Origin of the sequence: Chryseobacterium potabilaquae (assembly GCF_902728265.1) — a bacterium.
Taxonomy (GTDB): domain Bacteria; phylum Bacteroidota; class Bacteroidia; order Flavobacteriales; family Weeksellaceae; genus Chryseobacterium; species Chryseobacterium potabilaquae.
Map to the genome: position 1 here is coordinate 43,092 of NZ_CACVBR010000013.1, position 20,128 is coordinate 63,219.

The 20,128-nt window shown below is 32.1% G+C and carries 20 protein-coding genes and 3 pseudogenes; 17 read left to right on the forward strand and 6 right to left on the reverse strand.

Features of this window, described 5'->3' with window-relative positions; all coding sequences use genetic code 11:
* Positions 1-8 precede the first annotated feature (8 nt).
* From paaZ to CHRY9293_RS09010, 4 genes are all read left to right on the forward strand, one after another.
* Positions 9-2,504 carry a phenylacetic acid degradation bifunctional protein PaaZ gene (paaZ, locus tag CHRY9293_RS08995; protein WP_162032676.1) on the forward strand — a complete coding sequence of 832 codons (2,496 nt, stop codon included), beginning with the start codon at positions 9-11 and terminating at the stop codon, positions 2,502-2,504.
* Between the two features lie 71 nt (positions 2,505-2,575).
* Positions 2,576-3,259 carry an SMUG2 DNA glycosylase family protein gene (locus tag CHRY9293_RS09000; RefSeq protein ID WP_162032677.1) on the forward strand — a complete coding sequence of 228 codons (684 nt, stop codon included), beginning with the start codon at positions 2,576-2,578 and terminating at the stop codon, positions 3,257-3,259.
* A gap of 43 nt (positions 3,260-3,302) precedes the next feature.
* Positions 3,303-5,999: a DEAD/DEAH box helicase family protein gene (locus CHRY9293_RS09005; RefSeq protein WP_162032678.1), complete on the forward strand. Its 2,697-nt coding sequence runs from the start codon at positions 3,303-3,305 to the stop codon at positions 5,997-5,999.
* A 77-nt stretch (positions 6,000-6,076) separates the two neighbouring features.
* Complete coding sequence (locus CHRY9293_RS09010) at positions 6,077-6,841, forward strand: enoyl-CoA hydratase/isomerase family protein (protein WP_162032679.1); 765 nt, start codon at positions 6,077-6,079, stop codon at positions 6,839-6,841.
* Positions 6,842-6,875: 34 nt separating this feature from the next.
* Here the strand turns inward: CHRY9293_RS09010 and CHRY9293_RS09015 are convergent, their stop codons facing one another.
* The gene (locus CHRY9293_RS09015) at positions 6,876-8,477 is read right to left on the reverse strand and encodes a class I SAM-dependent methyltransferase (protein WP_162032680.1); all 1,602 of its coding nucleotides are present in this window, start codon (positions 8,475-8,477) and stop codon (positions 6,876-6,878) included.
* A 127-nt stretch (positions 8,478-8,604) separates the two neighbouring features.
* Between CHRY9293_RS09015 and CHRY9293_RS09020 the strand changes: the two genes are divergently transcribed.
* From CHRY9293_RS09020 to CHRY9293_RS09050, 7 genes are all read left to right on the forward strand, one after another.
* Positions 8,605-9,222, forward strand: coding sequence for a hypothetical protein (locus tag CHRY9293_RS09020; protein ID WP_162032681.1), 618 nt, complete (start codon positions 8,605-8,607; stop codon positions 9,220-9,222).
* Between the two features lie 105 nt (positions 9,223-9,327).
* Positions 9,328-9,621, forward strand: a complete 294-nt coding sequence (locus tag CHRY9293_RS09025) for a winged helix-turn-helix domain-containing protein (RefSeq protein ID WP_162032682.1) — start codon at positions 9,328-9,330, stop codon at positions 9,619-9,621.
* Positions 9,622-9,684: 63 nt separating this feature from the next.
* The gene (locus CHRY9293_RS09030) at positions 9,685-9,981 is read left to right on the forward strand and encodes a hypothetical protein (RefSeq protein WP_162032683.1); all 297 of its coding nucleotides are present in this window, start codon (positions 9,685-9,687) and stop codon (positions 9,979-9,981) included.
* Positions 9,982-10,127: 146 nt separating this feature from the next.
* The gene (locus CHRY9293_RS09035; protein WP_162032684.1) at positions 10,128-10,613 is read left to right on the forward strand and encodes a Coq4 family protein; all 486 of its coding nucleotides are present in this window, start codon (positions 10,128-10,130) and stop codon (positions 10,611-10,613) included.
* Between the two features lie 37 nt (positions 10,614-10,650).
* Positions 10,651-12,021 carry a DUF4153 domain-containing protein gene (locus tag CHRY9293_RS09040; protein WP_162032685.1) on the forward strand — a complete coding sequence of 457 codons (1,371 nt, stop codon included), beginning with the start codon at positions 10,651-10,653 and terminating at the stop codon, positions 12,019-12,021.
* Between the two features lie 143 nt (positions 12,022-12,164).
* A complete protein-coding gene (locus CHRY9293_RS09045) occupies positions 12,165-12,701 on the forward strand; it encodes a hypothetical protein (RefSeq protein ID WP_122546117.1) in 537 nt (178 codons plus the stop codon).
* A 46-nt stretch (positions 12,702-12,747) separates the two neighbouring features.
* The gene (locus tag CHRY9293_RS09050; RefSeq protein WP_162032686.1) at positions 12,748-13,260 is read left to right on the forward strand and encodes a hypothetical protein; all 513 of its coding nucleotides are present in this window, start codon (positions 12,748-12,750) and stop codon (positions 13,258-13,260) included.
* A gap of 103 nt (positions 13,261-13,363) precedes the next feature.
* Here CHRY9293_RS09050 and CHRY9293_RS18980 read toward each other — a convergent pair.
* Positions 13,364-13,553: pseudogene (locus CHRY9293_RS18980) on the reverse strand (transposase); the annotation flags it as partial.
* A 406-nt stretch (positions 13,554-13,959) separates the two neighbouring features.
* Here CHRY9293_RS18980 and CHRY9293_RS09060 point away from each other — a divergent pair.
* Complete coding sequence (locus tag CHRY9293_RS09060; protein ID WP_162032688.1) at positions 13,960-14,199, forward strand: hypothetical protein; 240 nt, start codon at positions 13,960-13,962, stop codon at positions 14,197-14,199.
* 38 nt (positions 14,200-14,237) lie between these two features.
* Here the strand turns inward: CHRY9293_RS09060 and CHRY9293_RS18985 are convergent.
* From CHRY9293_RS18985 to CHRY9293_RS09070, 4 genes and pseudogenes are all read right to left on the reverse strand, one after another.
* Positions 14,238-14,383: pseudogene (locus tag CHRY9293_RS18985) on the reverse strand (IS982 family transposase); the annotation flags it as partial.
* A gap of 31 nt (positions 14,384-14,414) precedes the next feature.
* A pseudogene (locus CHRY9293_RS18990) lies at positions 14,415-14,561 on the reverse strand (IS982 family transposase); the annotation flags it as partial.
* A gap of 96 nt (positions 14,562-14,657) precedes the next feature.
* On the reverse strand, positions 14,658-15,107 hold the full coding sequence (dtd, locus tag CHRY9293_RS09065; protein ID WP_162032689.1) for a D-aminoacyl-tRNA deacylase: 450 nt from the start codon (positions 15,105-15,107) through the stop codon (positions 14,658-14,660).
* Positions 15,108-15,110: 3 nt separating this feature from the next.
* On the reverse strand, positions 15,111-15,560 hold the full coding sequence (locus tag CHRY9293_RS09070) for a hypothetical protein (protein WP_162032690.1): 450 nt from the start codon (positions 15,558-15,560) through the stop codon (positions 15,111-15,113).
* Positions 15,561-15,669: 109 nt separating this feature from the next.
* Here CHRY9293_RS09070 and greA point away from each other — a divergent pair, with 109 nt between their 5' ends.
* The 5 genes from greA (at position 15,670) to CHRY9293_RS09095 (ending at position 20,071) form a co-directional block, all read left to right on the forward strand.
* Complete coding sequence (greA, locus tag CHRY9293_RS09075) at positions 15,670-16,140, forward strand: transcription elongation factor GreA (RefSeq protein WP_122546092.1); 471 nt, start codon at positions 15,670-15,672, stop codon at positions 16,138-16,140.
* A gap of 31 nt (positions 16,141-16,171) precedes the next feature.
* Positions 16,172-16,561 carry an HIT family protein gene (locus tag CHRY9293_RS09080; protein WP_122546093.1) on the forward strand — a complete coding sequence of 130 codons (390 nt, stop codon included), beginning with the start codon at positions 16,172-16,174 and terminating at the stop codon, positions 16,559-16,561.
* A gap of 64 nt (positions 16,562-16,625) precedes the next feature.
* A complete protein-coding gene (gene clpX / locus CHRY9293_RS09085) occupies positions 16,626-17,813 on the forward strand; it encodes an ATP-dependent Clp protease ATP-binding subunit ClpX (protein WP_122546094.1) in 1,188 nt (395 codons plus the stop codon).
* A gap of 78 nt (positions 17,814-17,891) precedes the next feature.
* A complete protein-coding gene (locus tag CHRY9293_RS09090) occupies positions 17,892-19,856 on the forward strand; it encodes a T9SS type A sorting domain-containing protein (protein ID WP_162032691.1) in 1,965 nt (654 codons plus the stop codon).
* 5 nt (positions 19,857-19,861) lie between these two features.
* Positions 19,862-20,071, forward strand: a complete 210-nt coding sequence (locus CHRY9293_RS09095) for a signal peptidase (protein ID WP_162032692.1) — start codon at positions 19,862-19,864, stop codon at positions 20,069-20,071.
* Positions 20,072-20,128 lie beyond the last annotated feature (57 nt).

Genomic DNA, 20,128 nt, shown 5'->3' on the forward strand with positions numbered 1-20,128 from the left:
AATGCTTTATGGAAAAATTAAAAAATTATATCTACGGCGAATGGGTAGAAGGAAATGGAAATGGGATTCCCTTATATAATGCAGTGACAGGAGAGCAGGTTGCTATTTCTGATACGGAAGGCCTGAATTTTGAACAGGCGATGGATTATGGAAGAACAATAGGGTACAAAAATCTTTCTTCAATGACTTTCTATGACCGGGGAGAAATGCTGAAAAAAGTAGCGCTCTACCTTTTAGAAAGAAAGAAAAAGTATTACGAATTATCTTATAAAACAGGAGCAACTCATGTGGATTCTTGGGTGGATATTGAAGGAGGTTTTGGTACATTCTTTACCTACTCAGGGTTGGCGAAGAGAATGCTTCCAAATACACCGTTTTGGGTAGATGGAGATACGCAGAAAATTTCGGCAAATGGAACTTTCTTAGGAACTCATATTTTGACTCCGAGTGAAGGCATTTCTGTACAAATCAATGCTTATAACTTTCCTGTTTGGGGAATGTTGGAGAAGTTATCGACTTCTCTATTGGCGGGTGTTCCTTCTATTGTAAAACCTTCTCCATTCGGATCATATTTGACCAATGCCGTTTTTCAGGATATGATTGAAAGTGGAATTCTTCCGGAAGGGGCAGTTCAATTGGTTTGTGGTGAACCAGGAAATATCTTGGAGTATGTACAGGATGGAGATTCGGTATTGTTTACAGGTTCTGCCAATACAGGTAGAAAATTAAAATCTTTACCTTCAATTGCAGGGAATGCTGTACGTTTCAATATGGAAGCAGATTCTCTAAACTGCTCAATTCTTGGATTAGATGCTAAACCAGGAACTCCTGAATTTGATTTATTTATCAAAGAAGTTCGTAATGAAATGACCACTAAGGCAGGGCAAAAATGTACAGCGATCAGAAGAATTATTGTTCCTGAAAATTTAGTTGGAGATGTTCAAAATGCTTTATCTAAAGCATTAGATCAAACAACAATCGGTAATCCTTTAAGTAGAGAAACGAGGATGGGTTCTTTGGTTGGAAAACAGCAGTATGATGAGGTGGTAAGAAAAGTAAATTTACTAAAAGCCGAAACAGAATTAGTATATGATGGACAACATGAACTGGTAGATGCAAACTATGAGAAGGGTGCCTTTATGAGTCCTAAATTATTCTTAAATAATAAACCTTTTGAGAAAAACATCTCTCATGATGTGGAGGCCTTCGGGCCTGTTTCTACACTGATGCCTTACAAAGAGGCAGAGGAAGCAGCAGCATTGGCAAAAAAAGGAAAAGGAAGTTTGGTGGGATCCATTGTATCTTATGATGACCAATTTGTAGCCGAAACTTCTTGGAAAATGGCTTCTCAGCATGGTCGAATTTTTGTGCTAAACAGAGACAATGCGAAAGAAAGTACAGGCCATGGTTCACCACTTCCGACATTGATGCATGGAGGTCCTGGAAGAGCAGGAGGAGGTGAAGAAATGGGAGGATTAAGTGGTCTTCATTTTTTCCTTCAAAAAACGGCTATTCAGGGTTCTCCCGATACTTTGACCGCAATTACTAAAATGTATCAGCAAGGAGCGGAAAAGAAATTTTCAGATAAACACCCTTTCCAAAAATATTTTGAAGAAGTAGAAGTGGGGGATTCTTTAGAAACTGCAGGACGAACGGTGACAGAAGCAGATATTGTTAATTTTTCTAATGTTTCTTGGGATCATTTTTATGCCCATACAGATGCAACGAGCTTGACAGGAACGATCTTTGATAAAACAGTTGCTCACGGATATTTTATTCTTTCTGCAGCTGCTGGATTATTTGTTTCTGGGAAAAAAGGGCCAGTTATTGCCAATTATGGACTAGAAAATTGTTCATTCTTTAAGCCTGTCTATGCGGGAGATACAATCACAGTGTATTTAACAGCAAAAGAGAAAATCAACAGAGGAGTAAAAGGACGAAATATTCCTTCTGGTGTTGTAAAATGGTTAGTGGAAGTGGTGAACCAAAGGGATGAGGTTGTTTGTGTAGCTACAATTTTAACGTTGGTGGCAAAACAGTCGCCATTTATTGAATTAAATGTCAAAAATCTTCAGAAAATAGTAAATGGTTTAACAGAAAAGACTCTACCTAATTGGGGGAAAATGTCTCCTCAGCACATGATTGAGCATCTCGATGAATGTGTATTGGTAAGTTTAGGAGAACCGGAAGCTGACCAATGTTTTACCTCTGAGGATCATTTAGAAAAGTATCAAGACTCTCTTTATACTCACAGAAAAATGCCAAAGGATTTCTTGGCACCATTTATGGCAGAAGACGGTTCTTTATCAGCATTAAAACATAAAAATCTGGATATCGCAAAGCAATCTTTTATAGATAATATGAAACGATTTTCGATTTACTACAAAGAAAATCCAGAAGCTGAACACATGAATTATGTTTTTGGAAATTTAAATAAAGAAATGTGGGAATTGATGCATAGAAAGCATTTTACACATCATTTTGAACAGTTTAATTTGATCTAATAATATAAAATCTAGTGGTGTAACAATTAATTGTTACACCGTTTTATTTTTAAACTGTTATATTCGTTTTAATGAAAACTTTTGCAGAACAAATTGTTGAATTTAATGTAAACCTAATATATGATGGAAATCTTCCCGATGAGTTTCAGGTTTTAAACCCTTATTTGCATAATCCTGAGACAATGAAGGTGATGCAGGAATTTTACCATAAATACTATAACGATTCGAAACAAAGAAAGTTCATTATAGGGATTAATCCCAGCCGCCACGGTGCTGGAGTTACGGGGGTTCCCTTTACTGATACAAAACGATTGGAAAGGGTGTGCGGGATTACAATGGAATCAGCATATACCCATGAAATTTCTTCTGTATTTATGTATGATATGATTGCTGAATATGGAGGAGCTGATATCTTCTATGAAAATTTTTATATTAATTCACCATTTCCATTAGCTATTGTTAGGAAATCAAAGAAGGGTTGGTTGAATGCTAACTACTATGACGATAAGAACTTATTTGAATGTGTAAAAGAGTTTATGATTACCTCTTTAAAAAAACATATTAGTTTGAATCTTAATACCTCTGAAGTGTTTGTTTTAGGGAAGAGAAATGCTGAGTTTATTGCTAAGCTCAATAAAGAAGAGAAATTATTTGATAAGATGACTGTTTTGGAACATCCGAGATATATTCAGCAGTACAAATCAAAAGAAAAACAACTTTATATTGATAAATATATTTTGACTTTAAAGGAATAAAAATAGATTATAACTGAAAAATTATTTAAGAACACAAGCCTGGATGAATTCATTTCCTAAGAATTTAAATTTTAAATATAGCTGGCGAAAATACCAGAGTTTTCTTTTAGATAATGCTAATGATTACCTATCCGATAATCATTTACATATAGTAGCGCCCCCTGGGTCAGGAAAAACGGTTATTGGTTTGGAAATTATGATCCGCCTTGATAAACCAACTCTTATTGTCGCTCCAACTTTAGCCATAAGAAATCAATGGATTAATCGATTTTGTGAATTATTCTTACAACAACAAGATATTCCGGAGTGGATTTCAATGGATATTAAAAAGCCCGGATTTGTTACAGTGGTAACCTATCAGGGAATTCATGCTGCATGCAATAATATAAAAGAAAATGAAATTCCTGCTGAAAATGCAAATGAAGAATATTCTCAATCTAATATTTTAAATGTTGTAAAAAATCTCAAGAAGCAAAAAGTAGGAACATTCATTTTGGATGAGGCTCATCATCTGAAAAATGCATGGTGGGAAAGTTTAATTGAACTTAAAAATAAAATTAGTCCGACTCTTGTTGCGCTCACTGCAACTCCACCTTTTGATATCTCCGGTTCAGAATGGCAAAAATATATTCAACTAAATGGTAATATAGATGTTGAAATTTCAGTTCCGGAATTGATGATTGAAGGAGATCTTTGTCCACATCAGGATCTTGTGTATTTTACTTTACCCACTAAGATAGAACAACAAAAAATTGAAAACTATTATCAGCAGGCTAGCCTTTTTTTTGAAGAAATTAAGCATGATGAAATCATTCTTCATGCGATAGAAAACCATCCTGTTTATCAATATCCGGAGCAATATCTTGATTGGATTTATGAAAACCTTTCGTCATACACATCAGGATTGATTTATTTAAACTTAAGAGGGAAGAAAATTGAAAATATTCATTTTGAGATTATAGGCGATCAACAGAAGTTTATTCCTCAATTTGATTATTTCTGGACTGAAGAATTAATTGATTTTTATCTCTTTTTGGATGAAGCTAATTTTAAACAATTTGAAGAACACCGTACCCAACTTGAAAATAGATTAAGACGAAATGGTTTTTTGGAAAAGAAAATGGTGAGCTTCTTTAATAATAAAAACTTAACTCAAATTTTCAATTCGAGTATTGGAAAGCTTCAAGGTATAAAGGAGATTGTTGATTTTGAATATTCAGTACTTAAGGATGAGTTGAAAATGGTAATCCTTACCGATTTTATTAAAAAAGAGTTCTTAACAAGAGATATTCAAAATGATAGTGAACTGGATAAGATGGGAGCTATCCCCATTTTTGAAAAGTTAAGGAGAGAAAATCATGATAAGAAAAAGATAGGAGTACTTACAGGAAGTATTGTAATTATTCCTAAGAGTTCTGAAAATATTTTTAAGGAATTTTGCATTAAAAAAGGAGTTTTTAATATTGCAGTTTTAGAACTTTCTTATGACACAAATTATGTTGTAATACATATTATAGATAGGTTGCGACATGATATTGTTTACATTATTACGGAAATTTTTCAATGTGGTGAAATTCAAATTTTAATTGGAACGAAATCTCTTTTGGGAGAAGGCTGGGATGCGCCCAAAATGAACGCTTTGGTCCTTGCGAGTTTTGTAAGTTCATTTGTTCTTTCCAATCAGATGAGAGGAAGAGTCATTCGAACGGATGTAACTAATCCGCATAAAACAGGAAATATTTGGCATCTTGTCTGTTTTGACGAAAAAAGTGCAAATGGAGGTCAGGATTTAGATATTTTAAAAACAAGATTTAAAACTTTTCTGGGTGTTTCTAATAATGATGATCCTTCTATTGAAAATAATTTTGAAAGATTGAATATTAAATTTAATACAGAAAAAAATGAATTTTCATTGATCAACTTACAAACATTTTCTTTTGCCAAAGATCGAGATAACCTTTCTAAACGTTGGAGAGCAGCTTTGGATAAAGGTAATATCTTGATAGAAGAACTCCAGATTCCAATAGAAACAATGAAAGGAAATGAAGAAATGAAAATGAACTATTTGAAAAATATGATAGGAAACTTTTCAGGAATTATGATTTCTACTTTTTTTACTTTTCTGCAGGATGTTGTAGCTACACTTATGAAATCATGGGATAACATTCATTCGATGGCTAATCTTTTTAAAGTTTCTTTTGTTGCTGGTCTTATAGGGATATTGGTGTATGGTGGAAAATTTTGGAGAGCAACAAGACAGTACTTAAAATATAAAAATACAGTAAAACATCTTAAACTCATAGGAGAGGTCACTTTAAAAAATCTTATCCATGAAAGGATTATCCAAACCCCCGAAGAAAATCTAAGAATAATCACTTCAAGTGATGTATATAAAAACTCAGTCTGTCATTTAGAAGGAGGAACCAACTATGAAAAATCACAATTTATTCAAACATTACAAGAGTTGGTAGCTCCTGTTGACAATCCGAGGTATTTATTAGAACAAAAAAACAAATTCTTTTTCATAAAAAAAAGTTTCTATTTTCCCCTTCCAGAAGTTTTTGCTAAAAATAAAAAAAGTGCAGAATTTTTCCAACGAGTGTGGAGCGAAACCTTCGATAACTCTCGCTTAATTTTTACACGAACAATTGAAGGAAGACGAATTTTGTTAAATCTAAGATTTCATTCATTAATGAAAAGAAATGGGAGAATAGAGCATCTCCATAAATGGACCAGATAAATAAAATTTACAAAGATTTAATTCTTGTTAGAAATAGAGTATTTAGTATTTTTGTGTAAATCCAATATAAATTAAAAATGAACGAATTTGTTGTATCTGAGCTGAAAAATAGTATTGCTGAAATTACATTTGGAACCCCCAAAAGTAATGCTCTTCCGGGAGCTATATTAGAAAAATTGGCACAAACTATTTTAAATGAAGGGTCAAAAGAAGAAGTTAAAGCAATTGTATTAAAAAGCGAAGGAGAAAAAGCTTTTTGTGGTGGTGCTAGTTTTGACGAGCTTTTGGCAATTGAGGAGTTAGAGGCTTCGACTAAGTTTTTTGGTGGTTTTGCTAAAGTTTTAAACGCTATGAGAAACTGTGGGAAAATTGTTGTGGTAAGAGTTCAAGGTAAAACTACCGGAGGGGGAGTAGGCATTGCATGTGGTGCAGACTATTGTTTTGCAACAAAATCTTCAGCATTGGCACTTACAGAAATTAATTTGGGAATTGGGCCATTTGTCATCGGACCTTATGTAGAAAGAAAAATAGGTAAGTCTCAGTTTTCGGCAATGGCTATAGATGCCGACTTTCGCTCTGCAGATTGGGCAGAACAACATAATATCTATCATTCTGTTTCTGAAAGTATTGAAGAAATGGATACTAAACTTGAAAAATTTTTAGAAACGTTAGCATCAAGAAGTAGTGATGCTTTAGCTTTAATTAAAAAAGTATCTTGGGAAGGAACAGATCATTTTAATGAACTCATGCCTGATCGAATTCATATGAGTGCAAGTCTTATTTTGGAAGAGTCTGCAAAGAAAAATATTGAATCAATAAAAGAAAGATTAAGAGTAAAATAAAAATTAGAGCGTTGAATTTTTCAACGCTCTAATTTTATACTTTTAATAGATTAATAGAAACTGTGGCTAAATCAGAATTCGGAAATTTTCGAGAAAGATTTTTATCAATAGTAAGGCCCGTCTCCATGCATATCTTTTTGAATACTTCAAGTTCTAAAATGTATTGATCGGAAAATCCATGAGTGGCTTCATATGCTGTAGCGGATGTTTTTCCAATATTGCTACTGGTTAGTTCCGGTTGTAAGGAATGCAATTCGATAAGTAGAAGTCCATTCTTTTTAATATAGGGTAACCATAGTTCAAGATGCTCTTTTAAGCTTTCTTCTACCAGATTATTAGGCAATCTTTTCCCCCTAGAAGCAAAGGCTCCGGTGGATGTACTTACTCTATCAGGTGTCATATTGTTGGGATTTGCCCATATCCTGTTATGATCTAAGAATGTCCTAATATTAAGCAAATCTGAAAGATCTATTTCATAATTATCTTTTAGGTCTTCTGCTAATTTTTGTGGATTTCCAATATCTCCCCAAATTACTTTTGCCCAGATATCACTATTGATGAGATTAGCTCTGGTAGCTTTTAATGCTGCGGGGTTATAATCTGCACCTACTAAGAATAGAGGGTGTTCTTCAAGCATTTTTCCTCGGATAGTATGTCTTTCAATAGTTTCAAAAATATGCTGTATAAAGGCTCCATTGCCACATCCCATATCCAATACTCCTTTGGGCTGTAAATGAATAGGTTGGTTGAAAATCTCAATAATGAAATCATTAGCCACTTTAAAATAGGTAGAATGCGCTCCGCCGCTTCCCCATACATTCATGGCTCTATCCACATGAATTTCGTCTTCTCCTTCATCAATTTCTCTAATTTTAGAAGCGTTTCCGAATAAAAGCTCATCCATTTTATTTAATAAAGGAAGATAAGAAACAGTAACTCCGTAAGAAGTTGCTCTTTTAGCAAAATAAATCCCTGTTTCTGTAAATTTATAGTTATTACCAGATTTAGTGAACCAATTTAAATGCACCAAGAAGTCCAAAATGACTTCGAAATTGGAATGATTTTTATGAAATTCTGCTGCCTGAAATGATGTTTCCATAAAATATTTATGAAACATTCCTGTCATTCCTAAGTATACGATAATAGGGCCAATGATACAGCCCTCAATGTGGTTTAGAATTTGTTCCTGTACACTTTTTTCAATTTCATCTTTAGATAGAGAGAGTCCAAAATTGTTTTTTAAGGAATCAGCAAGTTGAGTAAATTCTTCAATAAACGAGTTTTCCAATATCTGATTTCTTATATCAAGAGATTTTTTTTGAAAAGGAATAACCTTAAGATAGATAGGGGAATATTTTTGTAAGTATTGAGTTTTTGTATTAGAAGATATTATGACTTCATCTTTTTCATTATTAACGTGATATTCTAGAAACCCTTGTGAAGATAATGTTCTTAATGCTACATTCAGATATCCTTCATTAGCTTTAAAAGATTCGGTAAGTTCAGAAAGGGATGCTTCTTTTCTATTGATGATGAAACTGATAATATCCTTTTTTAGTAATGAGGCAATAATTGGGGTGGTTACGATGCCATCTAAATGCTTGAAAATTATCGATCGTAAAATCTCTTTATCCATTTTTTTTATTAGTTTTCCTAAAATTTAAAATTCCTTAATACGGGAAATAAAAATACAAAGAAAATTGTAACAATTTTATTTTGAAATTTAAAAATAAATAATAACTTTGTATTTCAAAGTTCTTTATATGGATTCAAAAAACTATCACGAAGACTTATCCCATATCCGTTCTATGATGGAGCGATCTTCTCGATTTATATCATTAAGCGGTTTATCAGGAGTTTTTGCAGGAATTGCTGCAATAACAGGAGCTATATACGTTTATTTTATCTTGTTGGGAGAAGGTATTAATTATTTTGATGCCGATATGAAAATATATAGTCCTACTGTAATTAAAGAATTAGTAATTGTAGGAGTAGTCGTTTTATTGGTGGCTATCCTTAGTGGATATATTTTTACAGCCCATAAAAGTAAAAAGAAAGGACTTAAAATTTGGGATGCTACTACCGAAAGACTTTTAATCACTTTTTCTCTCCCTTTAGTAGCAGGAGGAATATTTTGTTTGGCTCTTCTTTTCCATAACCTTTTTGTTTGGGTGGCTCCGACGACGTTGATTTTTTATGGAATAGCATTAGTGTGTGCCGAAAGATACACATTAACTGATATAAAATATTTGGGGTATTGCCAAATTTCTTTAGGTCTTATTTCTTCGTTTGTACTAGGGTGGGGATTACTTTTCTGGGCGTTGGGATTTGGATTTTTACATATTGTGTACGGTTTTATTATGCACAAAAAGTATAAATAGGAAAGTTGATAAGATCCAGAGAAGCCTTTCATTATGAAAGAATTTAATGACTCAATAAAAGTAAAGCTAAAGTAAAGAAATAGAAATTTCTGACAATTAAAAGATATGATTAAAATAAATCAACTCAATAAAGAATTTGAAAGTCGTGTAAGATTAGGCATCATGTCTATACTTATGGTAAACGACTGGGTTGATTTTTCGGAAATGAAAAATTTACTGGAAGTAACAGATGGTAATTTAGCAAGTCATAGTAATGCATTAGAAAAAGTAGAATATATAGAAGTAAAAAAAGAATTTGTGGGAAAGAAACCAAAGACTTCTTATCGCGTGACCCAAGTAGGGCGTCTGGCATTCACAGAACATTTAAATGCACTTGAGAAATTATTAGGACGTAAATAAGGATAAATTTTTTTGAATTTAAACTTTGTAATTCAAAGTACTTTAAAATTAAATATTATAATTATGATTACAATTAAACAAAAACACAAGACAAATTACATTTTTGGAGTAGCGGTTATATTATTGGTGATTGCATTTTTTGGAAATCTTTTTATAGAAGGTTGGAATTGGTCTTTTTTTGATTTCCTTCTTGCCGCAATTTTGCTTTTTGGGGTAGCCTTTATCATAAACCTTGTTGTCAAATCAAAGAAATCTTTTATGGCTAAGTTAATTACCTGTACAACAATTCTTTTGATATTTCTTTTAATCTGGATTGAATTGGCGGTTGGATTATTTGGAAGCCCATTTGCGGGAAGTTGATTATAAAAATTTGAATCTAATGATAATAAAAGCGCAATAATATTTTCAATTCGAATAAGTGTAATTGTTTCTAAATCAAAGCTTTAAAGTGTAAAATAAAATTTTTAAAATACAATCAAGTTGTATTGATCTATTAAATATAAATTATGAAAAAAATACGTGTCAAGTTCTTATTGTTTGTATACGATAAAACGCAAAAAATCTATAGAAAATATTTCAAAAAGAAAAAAAGGCAATGGCAGTTTAATGAGAAACAATTACTGGAATTCCATAAAGATTCTCTTGGAAGAAAATTAGGCGAATTTTATGAAAAGCATGGTTTTACCATGATTCCAAAGATGGAAAATCATGACGTTCATCACTTGATTACGGGCTGCGGAACTAATTTTGAAGATGAAATTGCAATGCAATATCTTCTTCTTGGAAATGGAAAATTGAATGCACATCTTTTAGCAGCTATTATTTTAGGAATATTAATCTTACCTGAATATTTGAGTATGTATATCAAAGCATTTAAAAAAGGTAAAACGATGCGGGCTTTTTATTCTTGGGATTTTGAGGAGTTATTAAGGCAGGATTTTCAGCAAGTAAAGGACTTTATAGACACGAAAGATACGGTGGTTCTCTACTAAATATTCTTATCCTATTAAAATAATCAATCATTGTATTATGAAAACACATCAATATATATTTCTTACTACATTTTTATTCGTTATCTTATTCTATAACGAAACCCTAGGGCTTAACTTAGGGATACTCGGAATGCTATATTCATTACTTACGTTCATTAAAACACCGGAAAAGAATAGATCTAAAACATTTTGGGTCTTTTTCATTACCAGTATCCTTTCAAGTGCGGCCTTCGCTTGGTATGGTGACTTTTCATCCTTTCTTGCTTTGATAAGTTCATTATTGCTATTATCTTATAGAGCAAAAAACAGGAGAATGAAAATACTCTTTTTAATTCCTGTTTTTATCATTAACTGTGTTACATCAGTTTGTAGGTTTTTTGATTTTGATGATTGGTTGCCTAAACGAAATATTTCTGGGTTGTGGCAAAAGACATTAGCTTTTGTATTAATACCATTCTTGCTTTTGGCTGTTTTTTTGGGAGTATATTCTTTAGGAAGTGATCATTTTGCTCAACTTTTTATGAATATTCAATGGGACGTCGATTTTTTACAAATTGTATGTTTAAGTGCACTAGGCTTTTTTATTGCCTTTAACTATTGGAATTATGCTATAGAAAGATTGATTTATAAAAATAATAATCTTTTAGACAACCAGTTCCAAGAAAAAGATAAGATCCAAAAACAAACATATGCCTTTTTAGATTTAGGATCTGAGAGAATGAGTGGAGTGATTTCTTTCTTATGTTTGAATATTTTATTGATCTTTTTTATCATAAGTTATAACTATGAACAATGGTATGAAACTGTAAAAACCCCTACTCAGCTCTCAGAAGAAACTCATGAAAGAGTAAATGCGGTAATTATTTCAATTATCATGGCCATTTTAGTGATCATGTTTTATTTTAAGTCTAGTTTTAATTTTGATCCAAAAGCTCTTTTAATGAGATGGTTAGCTAAAATTTGGATTGTACTCAATGTCATTTTAGTCCTTTCTGTAATGATCAAAAATACAGAGTATATCGTTAGCTATGGATTCACTTATAAGAGATTGGGAGTATATGCTTTCTTATTATTATCATTAGTGGGTTTGGTTTTAACCTATATTAAGCTTCATATGAAAAAGAGGAATGCGTATTTGGTAAATACAATGGTTGGGTATTTCTATGCAACAATCCTTATATGTAGTTATATCAATTGGGGTGGAATAATTACATCGCAAAATGTGAATCGTAATAATTTTGACATTGATTTACATACAACAGAGGTTAATTTTAATGAAAAAATACTTCTTGAATATGCATCACATATTCAGGATAAAAAATTAGAAAAAGAAATTGTAGAGAAAATAAAAATGCAGCAAACTAAAAGTATGTTATCCAAGATCCTGTATTACGAAGAAATCAAATAGTTTTAATGTATATTTTAAATATTGTGGAAATTCTTTTTCAAATTTCAGATAAAAAATAGAATGATTAATAATAGTATGGAACAGTTTTAGCTGATAAATCTTTTGTGAGTAAAATTGTACTTAAAAATGTAAAAAAAATGGATATGAAAAAATCATTATTACTAATCCCATTGCTAGTTATAGCTTGTAAAAAAGAGTCAAAAATGCCTGAAACTCCGGCACAAGATTCGGTAGCGACTATGGAACAAATGGCTAAACCAAATGCTGATTCTATGGCATCGCAAAAAAAAGATTCTATGGTCAATAATTCTCCAGTAACGAAAGAAGTGTTAAGTAAAGGAGTGATGAGAAGTGAAAAAGATGGACAAATCACAAGAACTGTCGATGCGGCACAGCTTCCTTTTACTTTCGGTGAAGAATTTACCAAAGATAACCAAGGGTTAGTATTAAAAATAACCAATTTTAATAAACCTGAAGTTAAAGCTAAAATTTCTACCAATGAAAAAGACTTCAATATCCGTTTTAACCAAATAAAATTGGCTAATGGAGATACTGATGGTCCTTTTGGAAAAGATATAAGCTATACAATTCCTCAAAAGGGTGAGATATCTTTGATTATCGGGAAAAGTAATATGGCTTCCGGTACTACAAAAGGGAAATTTACAGTAAGCGTAGAGTAATTTGGTATAATTTCTGCAAAATAAAATGTATATAAATTTTGCGATTATGAATAAAATATTTTCAGCTGTAGTAGGGGCTTCTGTTGCTCTTGTAAGTTGTGGGACTGTTCAGTCTTTAGTTCAAAATACATTTCCTTATACAGCGAATGTGTTAATTTCTACGGGAGTGCCTACTAATAAAGAGGTTTCTTCTACTGCGACGGCTTCAAATGTACAAACTTGGTTTGGAGGAAACAATAATGCGAAGATCAAGGATGTTAGAATATCCGAAGCTAAGATTTCCGTAGTTTCTCCTTCAAAAGGGAATTTAAGTGCTTTGAAATCTATTAAAGTTTATATTTCTTCGGATGGAACTAGTGAAAGATTAGTCGCATCACGTTCAAATATCTCAACAAATGCATCAAATTTAAATCTTGATTTGGAAAATTCAGGTTTTTTAGATGCAGTGGTAAAAAGTACAGGGCTTACCGTAAGAACTGTATATGAATTAAAAAACCAAACAAGTTCAGATATGAATATAAAAGTGGCACTTAATTTTAATAGTGTTCCAGCCAAATAATTTTATAAAAGTTTATTTAAAAATTACGTCTCTCAAAATTTTGAGAGACGTTTTTTGTATTGCGAACACCTTCAATTATTGATCTATTTAACCTGAGTTTGGTTTAAGCGAAGTTTAAAAATAATTGACCGTCATTTACTTTATTCAAGTTGAGTGAAGGTTTTTTTTGTAAAGAAGCAGTAAGCAGTTAATCCTCCCAAAATGGTGATCATAAAATTATTAACACTTCGATGTCTGGTATGTTCCACTTGACAATGGTTTTTCAATTCATCATTTATGGTCTCAATTCCCATGTTTTCTCTTGTAAAAACTTCCTTTTCGAAGAGAAAATATCAATAGGTTTGGAACTTATTTCCCTAGACATAGATAGAGAAGGTCCAGAAATTGAGTTTAATATCCCGGTAACTTAATGAAGTCCAATAATTTATTTTTTAATATGTTATAGTAAAGAAGGCTGTTTAATGCAGGAATCCTTGCCGACCCTCTATAAGACTAAACAAATATACATACTTTTTGGATTTCTCCGAAACTTTACTATCTTTACATCACAAAAAACAAACTAAAAGCCTGTTATTTCCTTTATTGAATTGACAGGCTTTCTTTTTTGGAATAACAAAATAACTCTTATTTGTTTGATTTATATTTTTATATTTGCACAATCTTAAAATTTATATATTTAATAATCATAAATTAGAAGTTATGAAAAAAGGAAATTTAATAGTATTCATTACATTTTTTATTTTATCATTATCTCTTTTCTATTTTTTAGGAGATAGTAATATTAATGTATCTAGTCCTTATAATATTTATATATTAATATTTTCGCTAGTTGCTTTGGTTCCATTAATTAAATTCTTATTTCCAGTGACTAAGAAAATGGGTATTGGAACTCCTCATTTTTTTTCTAATTTATTAAAGAATATTTTTTTTAAAAAATAATGGTAGAATAACAGTATTAATATTAACCTGAGTTCGGTTTAAGCGAAGTTTAAAAATAATTGACCGTCATTTACTTTATTCAAGTTGAGTGACGGTTTTTTGTAAAGAAGCAGTAAGCAGTTAATCCTCCCAGAATGTTGATCATAAAATTATTAACACTTCGATGCTTGGCATGTTCCGCTTGACAAAAAGCATCTCCCAAAGAGCTTTTGAAAGGTATCCGACATTAGCGAGGTTCTATTTCTTCTTTTCTTTCTATCGCCGAGTGCTTGGAGCTTCATCTTTTTAATTTGAGCTTCAAACTCTTTACAAAAATCATCAATTTGTACAAAAATATTTGTAATTGGGTGTTTCAAATCCATAGCAGTAGATCATTTAAATGTTTGAATGTTAAATATGAAAATTATTGCTATTTTACAAAAATTTTATTCCTATTTCTTATCCCGAACTGAGGTTATTTAGGTTTTAGTTATGGAATCCATTACAATAGTAACAGGGCCATCATTGATCAAGGAAACTTTCATATCCGCTCCAAATATCCCACTTTGAATTTTTAATCCTGATAAAGTCAATTGTTCTTTAAAGTAATCAAAAAGTGGAATCGCTATATCGGGTTTTGCGGCTTTGATAAAGGAAGGTCTGTTCCCTTTTTTATAATCTGCAATCAATGTAAATTGGCTGATACAAAGTATTTCTCCCGAAATATCTAAGATAGAGAGATTTAATTTTCCCTCATTGTCTCCGAAGATTCTCAGATTTAAAATCTTTTGAACGAGCCAGTCTGCATCTGTTTTTTGATCATTTTCTTCTATACCGACTAAAAGCATTAAGCCTTTTCCAATTTCCCCAACCATTTCGCGATCTACCTTTACACTAGATTCGGAAACCCTTTGTACGACTATTTTCATGATTTAATTATAAATACTTAAAATATTACTTACAGGATCATAATTATAAGGATATGTTTTGGGCTGAACCCCAGCTACAGCTATAGGTTGTCCTGTTAAAAGAATCCACTTGGCATTATCTTTAGGACATACAATACTTAGGTCTGATACTTCTAATGTTGTATTGGTATCCGGACAAATATGGGGTGCATTTCTATCATATATCATAAATGTAGTACTACTTCTTCTTACGATAATTAATCCTCTTGTTCCCGATTGTTGCTCATTAACATATACCCAACCTCCACTTTGTGTGAGATTGAAATAGGCAGGGAGATTTAAATTTAAGGAAACATTAATAGGGATATTAGGAAAGCAGCTTACAGTATCTTGTCTATTGCTGCATGAGTTGATTGTTAATTGACTGAAAATCAGTATGGTAAAAATAATTAGTATTGTGGTTTTTTTTTTCATTTCAATTTAAATTTTTATATATTTGTAGAAATTAAACGATTATAACACGAAAACATTGTCCGGCAAATGTCGGATTATTTTTTTATACTAAACCTAAATTTTGAAAATTATGGCAAGCTATGTAACAAAGGAGGGACTAGAGAAAATGAAAGCTGAGCTGGAACAGTTGGAAACTGTGGAAAGACCAAAGATTACCCAGCAAATTGCAGAAGCAAGGGACAAAGGGGATTTGTCCGAAAATGCGGAGTACGATGCGGCCAAAGAGGCTCAGGGGATGCTTGAAATGAGAATTTCTAAGCTAAAAGATGTTATATCAGTTTCTAAAATTATAGATGAAAGCCAATTAGATACGTCAAAAGTTTCTATTTTAACCACGGTGAAACTTAAAAATAACGCAACAAAGCAAGAGCAAGTATTTACATTGGTTCCAGACAATGAAAGTGATCTAAAAACCGGGAAAATTTCAGTGAATACACCCATCGCAAAAGGATTGTTAGGTAAAGCAGTAGGTGAAATTGCTGAGATCGTTTTACCCAATGGAAATAAGCTATCATTTGAGGTACTAGGGATTACTCTTTAATCTCTTTAATTTCTAATATTTAAAATTAAAAATGAGTACAATATTCACAAAAATCATCAATAATGAAATTCCTTCTTATAAAATTGCTGAAGATGAGAATTTTATAGCTTTTTTAGATGCGATGCCTTTGGTAAAAGGACATGCTTTAGTTGTACCTAAAAAAGAAGTAGACTTGATTTTTGATCTAGACAGTGAGGAATATAAAAATCTCTGGGAATTTGCGCAAAAAGTCGCGAAAAATCTCAAAAAAGCAATTCCTTGTATCAGAGTGGGAGTGGCAGTGGTAGGATTAGAAGTTCCCCATGCCCATATTCATTTGATTCCATTGAATAAAATGGAAGATATGAATTTTAAAAATGAAAGATTGAAATTAACAAACGAAGAATATAAAGAGATTCAAAACTCAATTATAAATTCTTAAAAATAAAAATCGTAAAAAAGAAATTTTTTACGATTTTCTTTAATCATTACCTATATTAAATAAAATGAATTCAAATCAATGTTCTTTCTGTGGTAGAAAAAGAAATGAAGTTCAGATGTTGATTTCTGGGCAGAGTGGTTTTATCTGTGAAAATTGTATTGAACAAGCTCATACTATTGTAAAAGATAGTGTATCAAAAGAAGGCTATTCTCCAGCTAAAAGTATTGCTGAGCTTAAAAAGCCTAAAGAAATAAAAGAGTTTTTGGATCAATATGTTATTGGGCAAGATCAAGCTAAAAAACAACTTTCAATCGCTGTATATAATCATTATAAGAGGTTGCTTTATGCTCAGGATGAAAACAGAGAAGTTGAGCTGGAAAAGTCTAATATTATTATGATAGGAGAGACTGGAACCGGAAAGACTTTACTAGCAAAAACTATTGCAAGAGAATTAAATGTTCCATTTTGTATTGTAGATGCAACGATTTTAACAGAAGCCGGATATGTGGGAGAAGATGTTGAAAGTATCTTATCAAGGCTTTTAATGGTGGCTGATTATGATGTTGAAAAAGCAGAAAAAGGAATAGTATTTATTGATGAAATTGATAAAATTGCAAGAAAATCTGATAATCCAAGTATTACAAGAGATGTATCAGGAGAAGGAGTACAGCAAGGTTTATTAAAACTATTGGAGGGCAGTATCGTGAATGTCCCACCGCAAGGCGGAAGAAAGCACCCTGACCAAAAATATATTCAAGTAAATACACAAAATATATTATTTATTGCCGGCGGTGCTTTTGATGGAATTAAAGAAATTATCGAAAGAAGGTTGAATAAGCAAGCGATAGGCTTTAGTGCGGAAAAAATTAATAAGACAGAAGAGGATGAATATATATTAACAAATATTAATGCCATTGACTTGCGTTCTTTCGGATTAATTCCTGAACTTTTGGGTAGGTTTCCAATTATTACTTATCTCGATAAACTCACAAAAGAGACGATGATAAAAATTATGAAAGAACCTAAAAATTCAATTATAAATCAATTTGTGGAACTTTTTAAAATGGATGGCACAAAATTGGTATTCACAGATAGCGCAATTGAAAAGATTGTAGATGAAACTATTGAGAAAGGATTGGGAGCCAGAGGACTTAGAGGAACAACTGAGAAAGTACTCGAAGACTATATGTTCTCAATAGGAGAGGAGAAAAAAATAATATTAAGTGAAGATAATATTTTTGTTAATAAATAAAAATATATTTTTTTTTTAAAGAAAATATTATATCTTTGCGATTGAGATATTGTATTAACACACAAATAATTATATACAATGAGAAAAAGTTTATTTGCTATTGGTTTATTAGCAGTGGTAGGTTCTGTTCAGGCGCAGAACGTTCTAGTACATGTAGATGACGCTGCTACTACTTTCGTGAGTAAGGGCACTTTGTTTTTTAGTGGCGGAGGTATGCAAATGAAGGGCACAGGAACTGTCGAAAATCATGGTAATGTCATGGTTGCTGGGACAAGTACTGATTCCTTCAAAACGGTTGATGCATCAAACGTTGATAAAACAGAAGCTAACGGCGGAGGTAATTTTGTTAATAAATTAAATGAACCTACAGCTGTTGCATCTGTAAATACTAATTCATCATCGGCAACACCGGTTTATACTTATGGACAATTGTTCATCTCTGGTATTCCACAAACTAATATTACAGGAATTGTAGATGAAGAGTTTAGAGCTGTAAATCACGGAACATATCAACAAATTGGTATGCCTTTCTATGATAAAACGGCATCTACTTTAAACACGGAATTAGGAAAAACATTTTCTGATGTTAGACGTTCTAAAAATGAAATTCTGACATGGGGAAATCCTAATGTAGTATCTTTAAATGTTAGTACTACTTCTAAGTTTGGGGTGGATCGCCCTGGAACAGCTTATTATATGTTAGGAGCCTTAGGATTAGATGTGACTACTGTTACGAGAACTCTTAAAGGTCGTCCTTTAACAGATATAGGTACTGCTCTTACATTACAAAATGCTGGATCAACAGTTAATTTTGGAACAAATGGTATGGGTACTAACCAATATAATGAATACTATAATTCATATGTTCAAGATAACTTCCATATTGCTGCAGGAGGAACTCCTTGGCAGGGAACATTTGGTAAGAATACCTATCAATTTTCAAATCCTTTTCTAACGAACTTGGATCTATCTAATATTGCATATAATGAGCCCGCCGCAAACGGAGACGGTGTAAATTTAACAACTATTCAAGGAGCTAGACTAGAGGTTTCTGGTGTAACCAGTGTACAGGCAGGAGGTACAACTTCTACCTCCGTTAAATTTGTTACATTTAATGCTGGGGTTCCTACTGGAGATGTAGATTATCTAATGGTTCGACCTCTTGGTACATTTACAATCAAATTAATGGATAATACTGCTGCTGATCAGCTTAATTTCTCTAATTTGAGAAGATTCAATTATTATACTAGAAGTGGATCTACAGATTATAATGTAACAGCAAATAGAAGCGCAAATAATACAGGTACCGTGAAACAATTAGGGGTTATTGCTCTTGATACTGATGGAAAAGAAGTAGGAAGAACTTATTATGTGGTTTATCCTAATGGTACAACAGGACATTCCGACAATGCTAAAGTCCAAACAAGTGCTGACGGTTCAAATCTTGTAGGAACGTTTGAGGAAGATCCAACATTAGGAGGATATGACAATAACTATACTTCTTCTTATTGGTTATATATTAATGAAGCCAATGAAGAAAATTTTAAAGGTAAGAATATTAAGTTAGTAAATTATAGCCCAACTATTAAATCATATAAATTTGAAATCAGAGAAAATGCTAAATTAGTAGCAGATGGAACTCACCAATTATCTTCTGGAACGGGATTCTATTACAAAGCTCCAAATGGAACTGTACAGGAAGCGAAACAAGGAGATGTAGTTTCTGTTACGAATTCAGAATATGATTTATACTATGGAGCGCCAAGTAATGTTGTTTTAGATACTAAAACTACTACTAAGCCTTCAAGAACAATGGTAGTATATAATCCAGATATTACTAACTATATTGTTAGGTTTGATCCAAACTGGAAAAAAGCAGATATTGAAGTTTATGATATGAGTGGTAAACTAGTTATCTCTAAAAAGGCAGTGAATACTTCAACAGATTTCGTTATTCAATTAGATAACGCTATTAAGAATTCTTATGTTGTAAAAATTGTCTCTGATAATGGAGAAACTGTTAACACTAAAATCCTAAAATAAATAATATGAAAACTTTAAATAAACTAGTTGGATCCGCTCTATTTCTATTTGCAGTTTTGATGAACGCTCAACCGCCAAACCCCGGAGGAGGAAGTGGTGGGGTAGGGCCCGGATCACCAGCGTCACCAATTGATATGTATGTATATGGGTTAGTAATAATTTCAGTATTATTGATAGCTTTCTATACAAAAAAGTATAAGAATCAAAAAGTATAAAATTTTATTAAAATACTCTGAAACTCTCGGACTTTGTCCGGGAGTTTTTTTATTTTT

Bases quoted from the DNA above. Each gene is read 5' to 3' on its own strand.
- CHRY9293_RS09035 (WP_162032684.1), top strand. From the start codon at position 10,128: ATGAAAAAAATACGTGTCAAGTTCTTATTGTTTGTATACGATAAAACG.
- dtd (WP_162032689.1), bottom strand. From the start codon at position 15,107: ATGAAAATAGTCGTACAAAGGGTTTCCGAATCTAGTGTAAAGGTAGAT.
- CHRY9293_RS09040 (WP_162032685.1), top strand. From the start codon at position 10,651: ATGAAAACACATCAATATATATTTCTTACTACATTTTTATTCGTTATC.
- CHRY9293_RS09005 (WP_162032678.1), top strand. From the start codon at position 3,303: ATGAATTCATTTCCTAAGAATTTAAATTTTAAATATAGCTGGCGAAAA.
- paaZ (WP_162032676.1), top strand. From the start codon at position 9: ATGGAAAAATTAAAAAATTATATCTACGGCGAATGGGTAGAAGGAAAT.
- CHRY9293_RS09095 (WP_162032692.1), top strand. From the start codon at position 19,862: ATGAAAACTTTAAATAAACTAGTTGGATCCGCTCTATTTCTATTTGCA.
- clpX (WP_122546094.1), top strand. From the start codon at position 16,626: ATGAATTCAAATCAATGTTCTTTCTGTGGTAGAAAAAGAAATGAAGTT.
- CHRY9293_RS09045 (WP_122546117.1), top strand. From the start codon at position 12,165: ATGAAAAAATCATTATTACTAATCCCATTGCTAGTTATAGCTTGTAAA.
- CHRY9293_RS09080 (WP_122546093.1), top strand. From the start codon at position 16,172: ATGAGTACAATATTCACAAAAATCATCAATAATGAAATTCCTTCTTAT.
- CHRY9293_RS09020 (WP_162032681.1), top strand. From the start codon at position 8,605: ATGGATTCAAAAAACTATCACGAAGACTTATCCCATATCCGTTCTATG.
- CHRY9293_RS09000 (WP_162032677.1), top strand. From the start codon at position 2,576: ATGAAAACTTTTGCAGAACAAATTGTTGAATTTAATGTAAACCTAATA.
- greA (WP_122546092.1), top strand. From the start codon at position 15,670: ATGGCAAGCTATGTAACAAAGGAGGGACTAGAGAAAATGAAAGCTGAG.
- CHRY9293_RS09070 (WP_162032690.1), bottom strand. From the start codon at position 15,560: ATGAAAAAAAAAACCACAATACTAATTATTTTTACCATACTGATTTTC.
- CHRY9293_RS09050 (WP_162032686.1), top strand. From the start codon at position 12,748: ATGAATAAAATATTTTCAGCTGTAGTAGGGGCTTCTGTTGCTCTTGTA.
- CHRY9293_RS09090 (WP_162032691.1), top strand. From the start codon at position 17,892: ATGAGAAAAAGTTTATTTGCTATTGGTTTATTAGCAGTGGTAGGTTCT.
- CHRY9293_RS09060 (WP_162032688.1), top strand. From the start codon at position 13,960: ATGAAAAAAGGAAATTTAATAGTATTCATTACATTTTTTATTTTATCA.
- CHRY9293_RS09030 (WP_162032683.1), top strand. From the start codon at position 9,685: ATGATTACAATTAAACAAAAACACAAGACAAATTACATTTTTGGAGTA.
- CHRY9293_RS09010 (WP_162032679.1), top strand. From the start codon at position 6,077: ATGAACGAATTTGTTGTATCTGAGCTGAAAAATAGTATTGCTGAAATT.
- CHRY9293_RS09025 (WP_162032682.1), top strand. From the start codon at position 9,328: ATGATTAAAATAAATCAACTCAATAAAGAATTTGAAAGTCGTGTAAGA.
- CHRY9293_RS09015 (WP_162032680.1), bottom strand. From the start codon at position 8,477: ATGGATAAAGAGATTTTACGATCGATAATTTTCAAGCATTTAGATGGC.